13 protein-coding genes are annotated in these 14,232 nt (G+C 64.1%); 6 read left to right on the top strand and 7 right to left on the bottom strand.

Annotated elements, in window-relative coordinates; all coding sequences use genetic code 11:
* The first annotated feature begins 34 nt into the window (after window positions 1-34).
* Complete coding sequence (locus S4A8_RS08355; protein WP_353219798.1) at window positions 35-940, top strand: LysR substrate-binding domain-containing protein; 906 nt, start codon at window positions 35-37, stop codon at window positions 938-940.
* A 48-nt stretch (window positions 941-988) separates the two neighbouring features.
* Here S4A8_RS08355 and djlA read toward each other — a convergent pair whose 3' ends face one another.
* Complete coding sequence (gene djlA / locus S4A8_RS08350; protein ID WP_353219797.1) at window positions 989-1,786, bottom strand: co-chaperone DjlA; 798 nt, start codon at window positions 1,784-1,786, stop codon at window positions 989-991.
* A 174-nt stretch (window positions 1,787-1,960) separates the two neighbouring features.
* Between djlA and S4A8_RS08345 the strand changes: the two genes are divergently transcribed.
* Window positions 1,961-2,647, top strand: a complete 687-nt coding sequence (locus S4A8_RS08345) for a DUF2057 family protein (RefSeq protein ID WP_353219796.1) — start codon at window positions 1,961-1,963, stop codon at window positions 2,645-2,647.
* A 28-nt stretch (window positions 2,648-2,675) separates the two neighbouring features.
* Here the strand turns inward: S4A8_RS08345 and pdeM are convergent, their stop codons facing one another.
* From pdeM to S4A8_RS08320, 5 genes are all read right to left on the bottom strand, one after another.
* On the bottom strand, window positions 2,676-3,359 hold the full coding sequence (pdeM, locus tag S4A8_RS08340) for a ligase-associated DNA damage response endonuclease PdeM (RefSeq protein WP_353219795.1): 684 nt from the start codon (window positions 3,357-3,359) through the stop codon (window positions 2,676-2,678).
* A 549-nt stretch (window positions 3,360-3,908) separates the two neighbouring features.
* The gene (locus tag S4A8_RS08335; protein ID WP_353219794.1) at window positions 3,909-4,148 is read right to left on the bottom strand and encodes a hypothetical protein; all 240 of its coding nucleotides are present in this window, start codon (window positions 4,146-4,148) and stop codon (window positions 3,909-3,911) included.
* 259 nt (window positions 4,149-4,407) lie between these two features.
* A complete protein-coding gene (locus S4A8_RS08330) occupies window positions 4,408-6,879 on the bottom strand; it encodes a ligase-associated DNA damage response DEXH box helicase (protein WP_353219793.1) in 2,472 nt (823 codons plus the stop codon).
* Window positions 6,880-7,185 carry a YbaN family protein gene (locus S4A8_RS08325; protein WP_353219792.1) on the bottom strand — a complete coding sequence of 102 codons (306 nt, stop codon included), beginning with the start codon at window positions 7,183-7,185 and terminating at the stop codon, window positions 6,880-6,882.
* A 37-nt stretch (window positions 7,186-7,222) separates the two neighbouring features.
* Window positions 7,223-8,854 (bottom strand): ATP-dependent DNA ligase, encoded by a 1,632-nt coding sequence (locus S4A8_RS08320; RefSeq protein WP_353219791.1) that lies wholly within the window; start codon window positions 8,852-8,854, stop codon window positions 7,223-7,225.
* Between the two features lie 234 nt (window positions 8,855-9,088).
* On the opposite strand from S4A8_RS08320, the gene S4A8_RS08315 reads away from it, so the two are divergent.
* From S4A8_RS08315 to S4A8_RS08300, 4 genes are all read left to right on the top strand, one after another.
* The gene (locus S4A8_RS08315; RefSeq protein WP_353219790.1) at window positions 9,089-9,931 is read left to right on the top strand and encodes a glycine/sarcosine N-methyltransferase; all 843 of its coding nucleotides are present in this window, start codon (window positions 9,089-9,091) and stop codon (window positions 9,929-9,931) included.
* 9 nt (window positions 9,932-9,940) lie between these two features.
* The gene (locus S4A8_RS08310) at window positions 9,941-10,777 is read left to right on the top strand and encodes a methyltransferase domain-containing protein (RefSeq protein ID WP_353219789.1); all 837 of its coding nucleotides are present in this window, start codon (window positions 9,941-9,943) and stop codon (window positions 10,775-10,777) included.
* Window positions 10,778-11,058: 281 nt separating this feature from the next.
* On the top strand, window positions 11,059-11,823 hold the full coding sequence (budC, locus tag S4A8_RS08305) for a meso-2,3-butanediol dehydrogenase (protein ID WP_353219788.1): 765 nt from the start codon (window positions 11,059-11,061) through the stop codon (window positions 11,821-11,823).
* Between the two features lie 221 nt (window positions 11,824-12,044).
* Window positions 12,045-13,184, top strand: a complete 1,140-nt coding sequence (locus tag S4A8_RS08300) for an AI-2E family transporter (RefSeq protein WP_353219787.1) — start codon at window positions 12,045-12,047, stop codon at window positions 13,182-13,184.
* A gap of 48 nt (window positions 13,185-13,232) precedes the next feature.
* On the opposite strand, the gene lipA is transcribed toward S4A8_RS08300, so the two are convergent.
* Window positions 13,233-14,228, bottom strand: coding sequence for a lipoyl synthase (lipA, locus tag S4A8_RS08295; protein ID WP_353219786.1), 996 nt, complete (start codon window positions 14,226-14,228; stop codon window positions 13,233-13,235).
* Between the last annotated feature and the right edge of the window lie 4 nt (window positions 14,229-14,232).

Raw genomic sequence — 14,232 nt, 5'->3', positions numbered from 1 at the left:
CATACTCGTTCAAATTATTTGATTAACGCATCGCATGTCGGCCCAAACGCCCCCCGTTCGCCTGGAAGCACTGGAAGCGCTCGATGCGATCGACCGCTACGGCAGCTTCGCTGCCGCGGCTGCGTCGCTCTACCGTGTGCCATCGGCGATCTCCTACACCATCGGCCAGCTCGAAGCAGAGCTGGGCATCAACGTTTTCGACCGAAGCGGCCATCGCGCCGTACTCACGCCGGCGGGCCGCCTGTTGCTGGAAGAGGGCCGGCGTATTCTCACTGCCAGCCGCGAACTGGGCGCGGCCGCACGCCGGCTGGCCGACAACTGGGAGCCGGAACTGCGGCTTGCGCTCAACGGCTTGCTCGCGCCGTGCGAACTCTGGCCGGCACTCGCCGATTTCCATCGCGCCCATCCCGCGATCGACGTCCGCCTGAGTGAAGAAATCCTCGGCGGTAGTTGGGAAGCCCTGATCGAAGACCGTGTGGATCTCGCGATCGGTGTCACCGATCCGCCAACCCAGACCGGCATCCGCCGCGCAACATTTGCCACCGTGGAATTCGTGTTCTGCTGTGCGCCCGACCACCCACTGGCCGAACACACCACACCACTGGACGAAGACTTGCTGCGCCACTACCGCGCCGTTGTCGTAGCCGATACGGCCCGCGCACTCGCGCCGCGCAGTGCCGGGCTGCTGGATGGGCAGCCACGGCTGACCGTGGGCAGCATGTACAGCAAGATCGAAGCTATCGAACAAGGCCTGGGCGTGGGCCATTGCCCGGCCGGGTGGGTGCGTACGCCTCTGGCCCAGGGGCGGCTCGTGACCCGCGAACTGGCCAGCCCGCGCGCGCCGCAGCCCTGCTATCTACTCTGGAAAAGCGCTACCACCGGGCGCGCGCTGCAATGGTTCATCCAGCGCCTGTCGGCACAGACGCCCACGCAGGCCTGAAAAGCCACGCCGGCGATCCCGGGTTGGGCGCAAAAACGCGCGCCGAACTCAGCTCAGCCCACGCGCCTCACGAATACGTTCGTAGGCGGCACCGATCTCGCGCGTTTTCTGTTCGGCCATATCGCGCATACTCTCGGGCATGCCCTTGGCAGCGAGCTTGTCCGGATGGTTCTGGCTCATCTGGCGGCGATAGGCTTTCTTGACCTCGCCATCAGTGGCCGACGAATCCACCCCGAGTACCGTATACGCCTGTTCGAGTTGCTCTTTGGGGTCGATACCGGCTTTCGAGCCCATACCGTCGCCGGAGGCACGCCCGGGCCCACCGCCGGAGAGCATGGCCTCGAGCTGGCGGATTTCCATTTCCGACAGGCCCAGGGCGCGCGCCACGCGCATGAGCATGTCGTGCTCGGCGTTGCTGACCTTGCCGTCGGCCGCGATCGCAGCAATCTGGACCTGCAGAAACATCTGGTGCAGCGCCCGCTGGCCGCGCGCGACCTTACGAAACGCAGCCACCTCGCCGTCCAGATCGAAATCGTCGGCCTTACCCCGATTGAACGAGGCCCGCGCCTGCGCTTTCTGTTCGTCGTTGAGCCGAAGCTTGGCAAACAGATCTTCGGCCACGCGTATCTCGTCGCGCGTGACCTGGCCGTCGGCCTTGCACAACGCACCCATGACGGCGAACGTGGAATCGAGAAACTGCGCCCGAATCGTGCCCAGCGCGCCCTTGAGCAGCGTCATCGCCAGCATCTGTGCGCCGGCGAAACCGAGAACGCCACCCAGCAACACGCCGGGCAGCCCCATGAGGGCGCCGCCGATCACGGCGCCGATAATCATTGCAATAAGCATGGGGGCGATTCTACCTGTTCGCGCGGACTGCGTGCGTGTACGAGCGCTGGCGTACCGACAGGCCTTGTCGTCACGTGTTTGTCATGCGCCTGTCATATTCGCGGCACAAGGTGTGCGTCGGTCGCATGCCGCGGCCTCGAACACCCATGCAGTCATCAGCGCCGGGGGCCTTTCATGTCGCGTATCGCTCTTCGTTTTCTTGTTCGCGCGAGTCTGATCGCGGGCCTGACCGCCCTCGCCGGCTGTGCGGGCGTGCGTCAACTCGATACCGGCGCACCCAGCGGCGCGGCCAGTGCCGAATTGTTCGTGCCCTACCAGTTTCAGGTGCAGGCCATCGACGGCACCGTACTGCGCGACAACTTCTACACCTTCGACGGCCGCGATCAGACCCTGCGGGTCGCACCGGGCGAACACGAACTCGTACTGCGCTATTTCGATCTGATCGCAGACAACGATGACCGCACCGACGACTACGCCCGCGTGCTATCCGAACCCATCACCGTCAGCTTTAGCGCCCGCGCGAACAGCCAGTACGCGGTCACCGGCGAGCGCCCGACCACCCCGGACGCTGGCGAAGCCTTTGCCGCCAACCCGAGCCTGTTGATCGAAAACCGGGCCAACGGCAATACGGTCAGCGGCGAAATCGCCGTGGCCGAACCCGAAATCGAGACCATCCGGCGCGGCAATACGGTGTTCGCCCCCGTGGGCAAGACCCCGGCCGCCAGCACCGACGCACCGCAGCCGGCGCCGGAGAACGCCCCGCCGCAGTCGCTGCAGATGCTCGAGTACTGGTGGAACAACGCCAGCCAGGCCGAACGCGATCGCTTCGAGGCCTGGCGCAAGCAGAACGGCGCCCAGTGATGGGGTCGAAGCAGCCGATTGGCGGCGATTACCCGATCGCCGCCTCGACCACCTCGCCGTCGCCCACGACGAATACGCGATCACCCGCGGCCGGCGAAATACGCTGGCCGCCGGCAAAGCTGCAGAACGCCGGCAGCATCAAGCCGTCGGCATGGCGCCAGAACACCGGCACGCGCAGGCGTTCGCGGCCCGCCCCCAGATGAACTACCGGGTGCACATGGCCGGCGAGCACCGGCCCGCGCGGGTCTGCCTCGGGTTCGTGGCGTAGCACGAAAGGCGTATCGAACAGGCTGCCGGCATGCCAACGCAGATCGCAGTCGATAGGCAGCCGCTCGCCGCGATCGTGGTTGCCGCGGGTCACGATCATTTCGACCTGCGCATGTTGCGCGCGCCAGGCGGCAAAACGAGCCAGCCACGGGGTATCCGCCGTCGGCGGCGCATGTACGAAATCCCCCAGCACGATCAGCCGCTGCGCCTGCGTTTCGGCCAGCGCCGTGCCCAGGCGGGCGAGATCGGCATCGGTCGTGCCGCTGGGCACCCCCAGCCCCTGTTTGCGGAACACGCCGGCCTTGCCGAAATGGGTATCGGCCACGAACAACGTCGAACGGGCCGGCCAGAACAGGCTGTGATCGCCGCGCAAACACAGCCGCTGGCCGGCCAGTTCCAGCTCGACCTGATTGTTTGGGCGCGGGCTTTCAGCGCTTGGCGACATGGCGTTTCAACAGTCCGCAAATACCGGCGAAAGACGCCATGATATCGGCTGTACTCAAGTAAGCGTCTTGCCCGCGAATCGCGCCAGCAAAAGCTGGGCCGCGAATGACTGCGCAGACACGCACCCATCGCTTCAAGACACATCCTGACCTTTGCGTATCGCCGCGAAGATATTCTTGTCCGCAGATCAACGCAGATTCACGCAGATAAAAACGCTTTTGATGAGAAGTATTGGCTGCGCTCAGGCACGGAAGTGTCCGCAAATGAACGCGAAGATACGCAAATAAGCCGCAGGCTAGATCGACGGGAAGGTGCGTAAACCGCGCTTTAAGGCTCGTGCGCGAGTTTGAGCCCAGTCAGACGCTGTCGCGTTGCAAGCAGCTGACTTCAATATCGAACCACAGGCTGGTCAATATCTCTGTTTGTCTTGATCTGCGTCGATCTGCGGAAAAATGTCTTCCCGCTTTTCTCTTATCTTGCATTTGCAGGCCCTGCGCTCACTTGCACGCACACATCTTTAGCCTGCTGGCGATCGCGCTGCCGGTCTTTCCTATTCGCGGGCTTCGCGTTCATTCGCGGCCAGCCCTGGTTGTCCGCAGATCGACAAAGATTTACGCAGAAAAAAACGCTTTCGATGAAGCGCATTCGGCTGCGCTCCAGCAAAATTTAAGAGTCCGCGAATGAACGCGAAGACGCGCAAATAAGGCGAAAGACCCATCGCAGGCGAAGGCCGGCTGGACTGCTGTTTGGCCCTTTCGGTAATCGACGGTGTGATGCCTTCGTTCTTCACCAACCGCAGATTTCGCAGATTACACAGATGAATAAGCGCGGCACATGCGCCTCACGACAGTGAACGACCGCAGTTTATTGTCCTGGATCTGTGTGATCTGCGTCGATCTGCGGACCTTTACTTACCGCTAGCGCCACCAAAGCCGCGGCGCCAGTGAGCCCGACCACCCGCCACCGCCAAATCAATCAATCTGCGTAATCTGCGGATAACCCTGTCTTCCCGCCTTTCATGTGCCGTGCATTGGCGCGGCTCGCGTTCATTAACGGACCGCTTTCTTCGGCTTATCCGCGGCGTTTTCCAGTTGTACGGTCATGCGCTCGACGCGATCACGCCAGGATTCGTTCGAAACCTGGCTGGCCACCCGTTCGACCCAGAGCGGAAAACCCAGCGGCGTGAGCCGCGGCGGGTTGGCTATGCACAGCGACTGGCCGGCGATGGCCTCGAGGGCGGCGAACACCCGATTGAACTCCAGTTCGCGTTCCAGCACTTCGCGCCGGGCCTGGTCGAGCAACAGATTGTTCGCGTCGTAGCGGGTGAGCACGTCGAACACCAGCCCGCTGGAGGCCTGAACCTGGCGCGCGCTCTTGTGCGCACCCGGATAGCCGGAAAACACCAGCCCGGCGATACGGGCGATATCGCGAAATGCCCGCTTGGACAGCTCGGCGGCATTCAGACAGGCCAGCAGGTCGTCCACCAGATTCTCCGGCGAGAGTGCAGCGCGCAGCTCGGCCTCACTGAAATCGACCTTGTTGCGGGTAACGAGTTCGAAGCCGTAATCGTTGACCGAAAACCGGAACGACGCCTTGTGCATCTGCGCCAGCCGCCAGGCCACCAATGCCGACAGCCCTTCGTGGGCAAGCCGGCCGGCAAAGGGGTAGAAGAACCAGTGCCGCCCTTCACGGCTGGTGACATGCTCGATGAGCAGTTCGTCGGCGGCCGGCAACGCCGACCAGCGGCGCTGAATTTCGAGCAGGTCGCGGATCGCGGCCAGTTCCGGCTCGCCGTAGTCGTTGTCGCGGGCGGCTTCCAGCAGGCCACGGATGGCATCGGCCAGCGTGCCGGAAATCGCCATGCGCCCGCCGGCCCAGCGCGGCACCTGGCGGTTCTTGCGCGTCGCCGCTTTCACATAGGCGGTGAGTTCGCGTACCCGCACCAGCTCGAGCAGGCGCCCGGAGAACAGAAATACGTCGCCCGGCTTGAGCTGGGCGATGAAGCGCTCTTCCACCGTGCCCAGACGCCCGCCTTTCATGAAGCGCACGCTCATGGCCGCATCCGAGGTGATCGTGCCCATGGTCATGCGATGACGACGGGCGATACGCCGATCGGTCACCCGCAGTCGACCGTCGATACGTTCGACGCGCTGAAACTCCGGATAGGCCGACAGCGCCGCGCCGCCGCGGGTGACGAAGTCCAGCGTCCATTGCCATTCAGCCTCGGACAGGTCGCGATAGGCCCGGCTGCTGCGCACCTCGGCGAGCAGGGCGTTTTCGTCCACCCCGCCTTCGCGGGTGCTGCCCAGGGCGCGGGTGACGATATGCTGGGAGAGCACGTCGAGGGCGCCGGTTAGCGGTGTGCGTGCTTCGATATCGCCCGCCAGTGCCTTACGCCGGGCGGCCGCGATCTCGACCAGTTCGAAGGCATGGGTGGGCACACACAGAATACGGCTGGCCGCGCCCGGGCGATGGCCGGAACGCCCGGCCCGCTGAAGCAGGCGGGCCACGCCCTTGGGGCTGCCGATCTGGATGACCTGATCGACCGGCGAGAAATCCACCCCCAGATCGAGGCTCGACGTGGCCACCACGCAGGCCAGGCGCCCGTCGGCGATCATGGCCTCGACCTGTTCGCGCAGGCCGCGATCCAGCGAGCCGTGATGCAGGGCGATACGCTCCAGCCAGTCCGGCCGGGCACGCAGCAGCGCCTGGTGCCAGAGTTCGGCCTGCGAGCGGGTATTGGTGAACAGCAGCGTGGTTTCGGCGGCCTCCAGCGCATCGATGACCGGCTCGACCAGGCGCGTACCCAGATGCCCTGCCCAGGGAAAACGTTCGATCGTGTCGGGGATGAGCGCTTCGATACGGGTTTCGGCCGGTACCAGGCCGCGAATTTCACGCGCGGCGCGCCCGCCGGTGAGCGCATCCGCGGCCTCGTCGATATTGGCCAGCGTGGCCGACAGCCCCCAGGTCCGCAGGTTCGGGCGCAGACTGCGCAGCCGGGCCAGGGCCAGCTCGAGCTGGACGCCGCGCTTGCTGGACAACAGTTCGTGCCACTCGTCGACGACCACCCCGTCGAGCTGGCCGAACAGCGTTTCGTGGTCGGCATAGGACAACAGCAGCGCCAGGCTTTCCGGCGTGGTCACGAGCGCGCTGGGCAGCTTCTTGCGCTGGCGGGCCTTGATATGGCTCTTGGTATCGCCGGTACGCTGTTCCACGCTCCAGTTCAGCCCCAGCTCGCCCGCGCTAGCAGCGAGGTGGGCGGTGGTATCGGCAGCCAGCGCGCGCAGCGGCGTAATCCACAGCAGGGTCAGGCCGGGGTTGGCGTTGGGGTCGTCGGCGCGGGCCAGCCAGTCGCCAAGTGCTGCGAACCAGGCCGCCAGCGTCTTGCCGGTGCCGGTGGGCGCATGGATCAGGCCCGACTCGCCGGCGGCATAGGCCGCCCAGGCCTCGCGCTGGAAATCGAATATCTGCCAGTCGCGGGCGGCGAACCAGCCCTCGATACGCGCCTCGGCCGACGCCATTCAGTCGCGCTTGCCGGGGTTCCAGCGTGCCGCCACCGCCCGCGCCTGTTCGGCCACCCAGGGAAAACGGCGCTCGAAACGGCGCAGCTGCTTCTGTACCCAGATCGAATAGGGCGCCAGCAGAATCGCCGAGATGATCAGAAACAGCACGCCCTGCAGGATCGGCAGCACCAGCCCGGCAATCCCCAGCAAAAAGAAGAACACGCCGAGACCGATACGCACATAGTCGCGCCAGGTCATGTCGGCAAAACGAATGCGCGTGGGTTCGGGCGCCTGCGATTCGGACTCGGAATGGCGGGCGGTCATGGCGCGGGCCGCGCAGGGGCCATCTGGCTTGAACAGCTCATTCGATACGTTCCTCGATCGGTAGCAGCGCCTTGACGCCCTCGAGCGTGTCGGCGTCTTCAATCCGCTTGTCGTGTCGCCAGCGCGCGATACGCGGAAAGCGTACGGCAATGCCGGACTTGTGGCGGTTGGACGCCTGAATGCCTTCAAAGTGCAATTCGAACACATGCGTCGGCTCGACCGAGCGCACCGGGCCGAAGCGCTCGCGTGTGTTGCGACGAATCCAGTGATCCACCTGGCCGATCTCTTCGTCGGTCAGCCCCGAATAGGCCTTGGCAAACGGCACCAGATTCTCGCCGTCCCAGACCGCGAAGGTGTAGTCGGTGAGCAGGTTCGAACGCCGGCCGCTGCCCGGCTGGGCATAGAGCAGCACGGCATCGATCGAATAGGGGTCGACCTTCCATTTCCACCAGTCGCCGCGGGTGCGCCCCACTCGATACGGCGAGCGCGCGCGCTTGAGCACGAAGCCTTCGGTGGCGAATTCACGGCTGCGCTCGCGCAGGGCGGCGAGTTCGTCCCAGCCGGTGGATTCCACGTTCGCCGATACCGCGATGCGCGTATCCGACTCGAGCCCGCCGACCAACGCTTCCAGCTTCGCGCGGCGATCCTCGATGGGCGACTCGCGAACATCGGCGCCGTCGTATTCCATCAGGTCGTAGGCCAGAAAACGCACCGGGTGCTTGGCCTGCATGTTCGCCGACGGCTTGAGCCGGCCGATACGCCGCTGCAGGCGCGCGAACGGCAGCGGCCGCGGCTCGCCCTCGGCCCAGGCCAGAATCTCGCCGTCGAGCACGCAGCCATCGGGCAGATCGGCCGCCGCGGCCTCCAGCTCGGGGAAACGCCCTTCCATCAGGTCTTCGCCGCGCGACCAGATATGACACTGGCCCTGGCGCCGAATGAGCTGGGCGCGAATGCCATCCCATTTCCATTCCGCATGCCAGTCGCTGCGGGCGCCCAGATCCGCCATCGCCGCGATCGGCGCCTGCTCGATCGGCGAGGCGAGAAAGAACGGATAGGGCTGGGCGGCATCCTCGCCGCGATCTTCCGGGTCGATAAGGCGTTCGAAGAACTGCGGCGTGGGCCGCCAGCGGCCCATCAGCCGATGGGCGATCCGGGCAGGTTCGATATCGGCTGTCTCGGCCAGCGCCCGGGTAACCAGCCGGCGCGACACGCCCACGCGAAACGCGCCGGTGAGCAGCTTGTTGAGAGTAAAGCGGGCATCGGTGGGCAGTTCCCGCCAGAAGCCGACGATGCGCGCCTTGCGGGCCTCGTCGTCCATATCCCGCAGCGGCAGGATACGCTGCTCCACCCAGTCGTGCAGGGCGATATCCAGGCCGGTATCGCCGGTTTCGATTTCATCGAGCAACAGGGTGACGATCTCGGCCAGATCGCCGACCGCCGAATAGCTTTCCTCGACCAGCCACAGGGGCATGTCGATCGCCTCGGCGGTCCATTCGCGCAGCCGTGCCGAGGGGATGAGCCGCTTGATGCGTCGCCCACACAGAAACGATACCGCCCAGGCCGCATCCGCGGGTGGCGCGGCTGCGAAATAGTCGCGCATGGCCGCGACCTTGTCGTTGGTGGCCGTGCTGGCGTCCAGGCGCGTGTAGAGCGCGGTAAACCGACGCACGGCTAGCGCCCATCCAGGGCAAGTGACGGCACGACGATGGTGCGATTTCGACGCTGTGCACAACCTGTCATCGGCGGGTCATCGTTGCGGGAACGGCGTCTTTGCTGTCGCATCAAGGACCTGGCGAACAGCGGTTGTAGCCTGGCGTGCGGGTTGCATAACGTAGTCATTCCATTTGAAAAGCTTGCGGCGAGACGTCGGATACCGGCGGCACCGTGACGGGGACTTTCGTGTATGAAAGAAGCAACCCAGCACAATCCGATATTCCAGCGTACCCAGGACTTCGGCGCTGCGCCGACCGATGTGCGCGAAACCGACCACTATCAATACGAATATGTCCACGACTTCGTGGAACGCTGGGACGATCTCATCGACTGGGACGGACGCGCCGCCAGCGAAGGCAATTTCTTCATCGACGTACTCAAGCGTTACGGCTGCCAGTCTGTCATCGATGCGGCCACCGGCACCGGTTTTCATTCCGTACAACTACTCAAGGCCGGTTTCGAGGTCGCCAGTATCGACGGCAGCCCGCAGATGCTGGCCAAGGCCTTCGAGAACGCCCGCCAACGCGGCATGATCCTGTCCACCGTGCACAGCGATTGGCGCTGGCTGTCGCGCGACGTGGTGGGACGTTACGACGCCATCATCTGTCTGGGTAACTCCTTCACCCATATCTTTTCCGAGCACGACCGTCGGCGCACGCTCGCCGAGTTCTACGCCATGCTCAAGCATGACGGCATTCTCATCCTCGATCAGCGCAATTACGACGCCCTGCTCGACGGCAAGGCCGAACCCGGACACAAGTACTACTACTGCGGCGAAAATGTCTCGGCCGCGCCCGAGCATGTCGACGACGGCCTCGCCCGGTTTCGCTATACCTTCCCGGGCGACGAGGTCTATCACCTCAACATGTTCCCGTTGCGCAAGGCCTATGTGCACGAGCTGATGCACCAGGTGGGCTTTCAGTCGGTGAAAACCTACGGTGATTTTCAGAGCAGCTACCGGGAAAGCGACCCGGACTTCTTCATCCACGTCGCCGAAAAATCCTATCGCGAAGCCGAAGCGGACCAATCGTAAGGAGCGAACATGACACAGTATTCCCAGGCCGTACGCACGGCCCAGGCCTACTACAACAGCGACGACGCCGAGAACTTCTACTCGCGCCTGTGGGGCGGCGAGGATATCCATATCGGCCTGTACGAATCCGCCACCGAGGCGGTGGTCGATGCCAGCCATCGCACCGTCGAGCGCATGTGCGCCGCACTCGGGCCCGCGCTCGACGGCGCGAGCGTGCTGGATATCGGCGGCGGTTACGGCGGCTCCGCACGCCATGTCGCCGCACGCCACAACGCCACCGTGGTGTCGCTGAATCTGTCGGAAGTGCAGAACGAGCGCGCACGTCGCAAGAACGCCGAACGCGGGCTGGACGATCGCGTGCACGTCGTCGACGGGGACTTCGAAAACATCCCCTTCGACGACGGCTATTTCGATATCGTCTGGTCGCAGGATGCCATGCTGCATTCCGGCAATCGCGAGCGCGTGCTCGACGAAGTCGCCCGTGTGCTCGCACCCGGCGGCACGTTCATCTTCACCGATCCCATGCAGGCCGATGACTGTCCCGAGGGGGTGCTGCAGCCGGTGCTCGATCGCATCCAGCTCGATACCATGGGCTCGCCCGGTTTCTATACCCGCGCACTTGAACGCCGCGGCTTCACCCGCCGCGCCTTCGAAGACCATACCCGCCAGATACCGCGACACTACGGCGGGATTCACGACACCCTTGTCGAGCGCGAAGACGAGCTGCGCGATTCGGCGATCTCGACTGCCTATATCGACAACATGAAAAAAGGCCTGCAGCACTGGGTGGATGCCGGCAATGCCGGCCATCTGGCCTGGGGCATCATGATTTTCGACAAGCGCTGAATCGGCCCCAGGGTGATTGTTGGTGTGTGAAACGCAGTTGGCAGAACTCAAGCAAGCAAGGTTTCCGCGAATGAACGCGAAGACACGCGAATAAGGCGAAAGACCGATCGCTCGAAGCCCCGATGGTCTGGGCACGCCGCACGGTGAATTCTGTAAATAATCGCGTACGGACTTGATTCAGGCGCGTTCATCGTCAGCTTTGGTTGCATGAGACAACGGCCGGGCAGGCTAGCCCGGCCGGGGTCGCTCGGTTTTAACGCCCAATAACAGGAACCGCAGGCATGCAACGCTTCAAGGACAAGATCGCTCTGATCACCGGCGCCGGCTCCGGCATGGGGGCGGCCACCGCTAAACGCCTCGTCGACGAAGGCGCGACCGTCGTGCTCGTCGGCCGCACAAAAGACAAGCTCGACGAGGTCGCCAAGGATCTGCCCGCCGATCGAGTTCACGTACGCCCGGCCGACGTGGCCGACGCCGACGCGGTGAACGCGCTCGTCGACGACGTCATCGCGACCTGCGGGCGGCTGGATATTCTGGTCAACAATGCTGGCGTGGCCACCCAGAGCCGGATTACCGACACCGACGACGACACCTGGCGCAAGATCATGTCGATCAACGTGGACGGCGTCTTCCACTGCTGCCGCGCCGCCATGCCGCATCTGATCGAGAGCCGCGGCAATATCGTCAACACCTCGTCGGTGTCCGGCCTCGGCGGCGACTGGGCGATGAGCGTCTACAACGCCAGCAAGGGCGCTGTCAGCAACTTCACCCGGGCGCTGGCGCTGGATCACGGCGGCGACGGGGTACGCGTGAACGCGGTCTGCCCGAGCCTGACCCGTACCGACATGGCCAGCGGCGTGTTCGAAAAGGACGACCTGCTCGACAAGTTCGCCGAGCGTATGCCGCTGGGGGCGGGCGCTGCGCCCGAAGACATCGCCGCGGCCATCGCCTTTCTGGCCAGCGACGACGCCCGCTTCATCAGCGGCGTGAACCTGCCGGTCGACGGCGGGCTGATGGCCTCCAACGGTCAGCCGCCCCAGGTCTGATACGCGCCGTGCAAACCGATCCGCCCGTGGCCACACGCGTCATCGGCGGTTACGCAGGCGATCGCGCCGCTACGGCCGATCGCCTGTTTTTTTGCACAAATCATACGAAAACATTGATTTTCGTGGTTAGCTAGCAAAAAGACGCTGCCCCTCGGGGTTGCCCGCTACTATTCGCTGGCCGCTCGCGGCGGGCGCTGCGCTCCATCTCCACCGAGTCCTGAATGGCTGAACCTGACACCCAATCCAGCGACAGCCAGCATTCGGTCGCGCTGGGCGCGAGTCCGCTGGTTAAGTGGATGCTCGTCGCATTGTTTCTCTATGCGTCCGTCTTCGTGCTGAGCCAGGCCCGCAGCTTTTTCGTACCCCTCGTGCTGGCCTTTCTGCTGTCCATGGTATTCGCGCCGATTCGGCGCGTATTCGACCGGCGACGGGTGCCCGCAGCGCTGTCGTCGCTGGTGATCGTGAGCGTATTGCTGGTGAGTTTTCTGTTCGCGGTGGCCGCACTGGCCGTGCCGGCGACTGGCTGGATCGAGAACGCCCCGCGTATCGAACAACGCATCGAACAACAGCTGGCCGATATCGCCGGCCCCTTCAGCGCCATCTTCGAGGCCAACGAAAAGCTGCAGTCCATGACCCGCAGCGACACGCCGGACGTTCAAACGGTGGAAATCGAAGGTGAAAGCGCAGCAACCCAGGCCGCGCTGCTCGCCCCCAACGTAATCGCCCAGTTCGTGTTCACGATGGTGCTGCTGCTGTTTCTGCTCGCCTCGGGCGACATGTTCTACGAAAAGCTCGTACACGTGATGCCGAGCTTTCGCGACAAACGCCGGGCCGCCCAGATCGCCCACGATATCGAGCGCAAGCTCTCGCGCTATCTGTTGACCATCACCACGATCAACGCCGGTCTGGGCGTCGCGGTCGCGCTGACGATGTGGGCATTCGGCATGCCCTATCCGGCCGTGTTCGGGGTGATCGCCTTCCTGTTCAACTTCATCCCGTATCTCGGCGCGCTTGGCGGGATTGCGATCGCGGCGATGATTGCGCTCATCACCTTCGACTGGGTGGGCTGGGCACTGATCGTTCCGGGCGTCTATTTCGCGCTCACCACGCTCGAAGGCCAGATTGTCACGCCCTATTTCGTGGGCCGCAGCCTGCGTCTGAATACGGTCATCGTATTCATCACGGTCACGTTCTGGGCCTGGCTGTGGTCGGCGGTGGGCATGATCGTGGCACTACCGCTGCTGGTTACTATCAAGACCCTGTGCGAGCACATCGAAGCGTTGCACAATCTCGGTGATTTCCTGTCCGAACGCCATGCGGAACTCGACGACGTTCGACAGGCGCCGCCACCAGAGCACTGACGCGCCGGCCGACCCGGCCCGCACTGGCTGACGGCGCCCCGGCTATCACTACGCCGTCTGGTCGAGCCCGGCGTTGTTCTTGTCGAACACCCGATCGGCGCGATAGGAGCTGCGTACCAGCGGCCCGGAGACGACTTCCAGGAAACCGCGCGCCAGGCCCCACTGCCGATACTTGGCGAAATCCGCCGGCGGCACATAGCGCTCGACCGGCAGATGATTCACGGTCGGGCGCAGATACTGGCCGAAGGTGACGATATCGACACCAATCGCGGCCAGATCGTCCAGGGTCTGTGCAATTTCGTCTTCGGTTTCGCCGAGACCCAGCATGACGCTGGTCTTGGTGAGCACATCCGGATTGTGCTTCTTGGCGTGTTCGAGCACATCCAGCGTCTGGCGATAACCGGCCCGCGCATCGCGTACGACATGGGTGAGGCGTTCGACCGTTTCCACGTTCTGGGCGAACACTTCCAGCCCGGAATCCACCACCTTGTCGACATGTTCGGCCACGCCGCGAAAATCCGGCGCCAGCGCTTCCACGCGTACGTTGGGCGTGCGTGCCTTGATCGCCTTCACACAGTCGGCATAGTGCTGGGCACCGCCGTCGGGCAGGTCGTCGCGGTCCACCGAGGTGAGCACGATATAGTTCAGGCCCATGATCTCGACTGAATCGGCACAGTGCTCGGGCTCCTGGGCATCCAGCCAGCCGCGCGGGTTGCCGGTATCCACCGCACAGAAGCGACAGGCGCGGGTACAGGTATCGCCCATGATCATGATCGTCGCGGTGCCGTGGCTCCAGCACTCGCCGATGTTCGGGCACATCGACTCTTCACAGACCGTGGCCAGCTTGTGCTCGCGCACGTTCTTCTTGACGGCCTGATAGGTGTCGCCCGTGGGCAGGCGCGCGCGCAGCCAATCCGGCTTGCGCCCGATCGGTACGGCCGCGGCGTTCTTGTTCGCCTTCATGCCGTTCTTGATCGCCCGCGTGCCATTGGGCTTTTGCACCTTGGTGCCTGTTACTACGGGAATACCTTTGAAATCGCTCATGCCG

This window comes from Salinisphaera sp. S4-8, from assembly GCF_040361235.1.
In the GTDB taxonomy this organism is placed as follows: Bacteria; Pseudomonadota; Gammaproteobacteria; order Nevskiales; family Salinisphaeraceae; genus Salinisphaera.
Note: the sequence above shows the minus strand (reverse complement) of the source record. Positions and strands in the feature narration are given on the sequence as shown.

What these genes read in the sequence shown, in the direction of transcription:
- pdeM (WP_353219795.1), bottom strand. Translation starts at nt 3,359, where the DNA reads ATGTCGCCAAGCGCTGAAAGCCCGCGCCCAAACAATCAGGTCGAGCTG.
- djlA (WP_353219797.1), bottom strand. Translation starts at nt 1,786, where the DNA reads ATGCTTATTGCAATGATTATCGGCGCCGTGATCGGCGGCGCCCTCATG.
- S4A8_RS08345 (WP_353219796.1), top strand. Translation starts at nt 1,961, where the DNA reads ATGTCGCGTATCGCTCTTCGTTTTCTTGTTCGCGCGAGTCTGATCGCG.
- S4A8_RS08330 (WP_353219793.1), bottom strand. Translation starts at nt 6,879, where the DNA reads ATGGCGTCGGCCGAGGCGCGTATCGAGGGCTGGTTCGCCGCCCGCGAC.
- S4A8_RS08355 (WP_353219798.1), top strand. Translation starts at nt 35, where the DNA reads ATGTCGGCCCAAACGCCCCCCGTTCGCCTGGAAGCACTGGAAGCGCTC.
- S4A8_RS08315 (WP_353219790.1), top strand. Translation starts at nt 9,089, where the DNA reads ATGAAAGAAGCAACCCAGCACAATCCGATATTCCAGCGTACCCAGGAC.
- lipA (WP_353219786.1), bottom strand. Translation starts at nt 14,228, where the DNA reads ATGAGCGATTTCAAAGGTATTCCCGTAGTAACAGGCACCAAGGTGCAA.
- S4A8_RS08325 (WP_353219792.1), bottom strand. Translation starts at nt 7,185, where the DNA reads ATGACCGCCCGCCATTCCGAGTCCGAATCGCAGGCGCCCGAACCCACG.
- budC (WP_353219788.1), top strand. Translation starts at nt 11,059, where the DNA reads ATGCAACGCTTCAAGGACAAGATCGCTCTGATCACCGGCGCCGGCTCC.
- S4A8_RS08300 (WP_353219787.1), top strand. Translation starts at nt 12,045, where the DNA reads ATGGCTGAACCTGACACCCAATCCAGCGACAGCCAGCATTCGGTCGCG.
- S4A8_RS08310 (WP_353219789.1), top strand. Translation starts at nt 9,941, where the DNA reads ATGACACAGTATTCCCAGGCCGTACGCACGGCCCAGGCCTACTACAAC.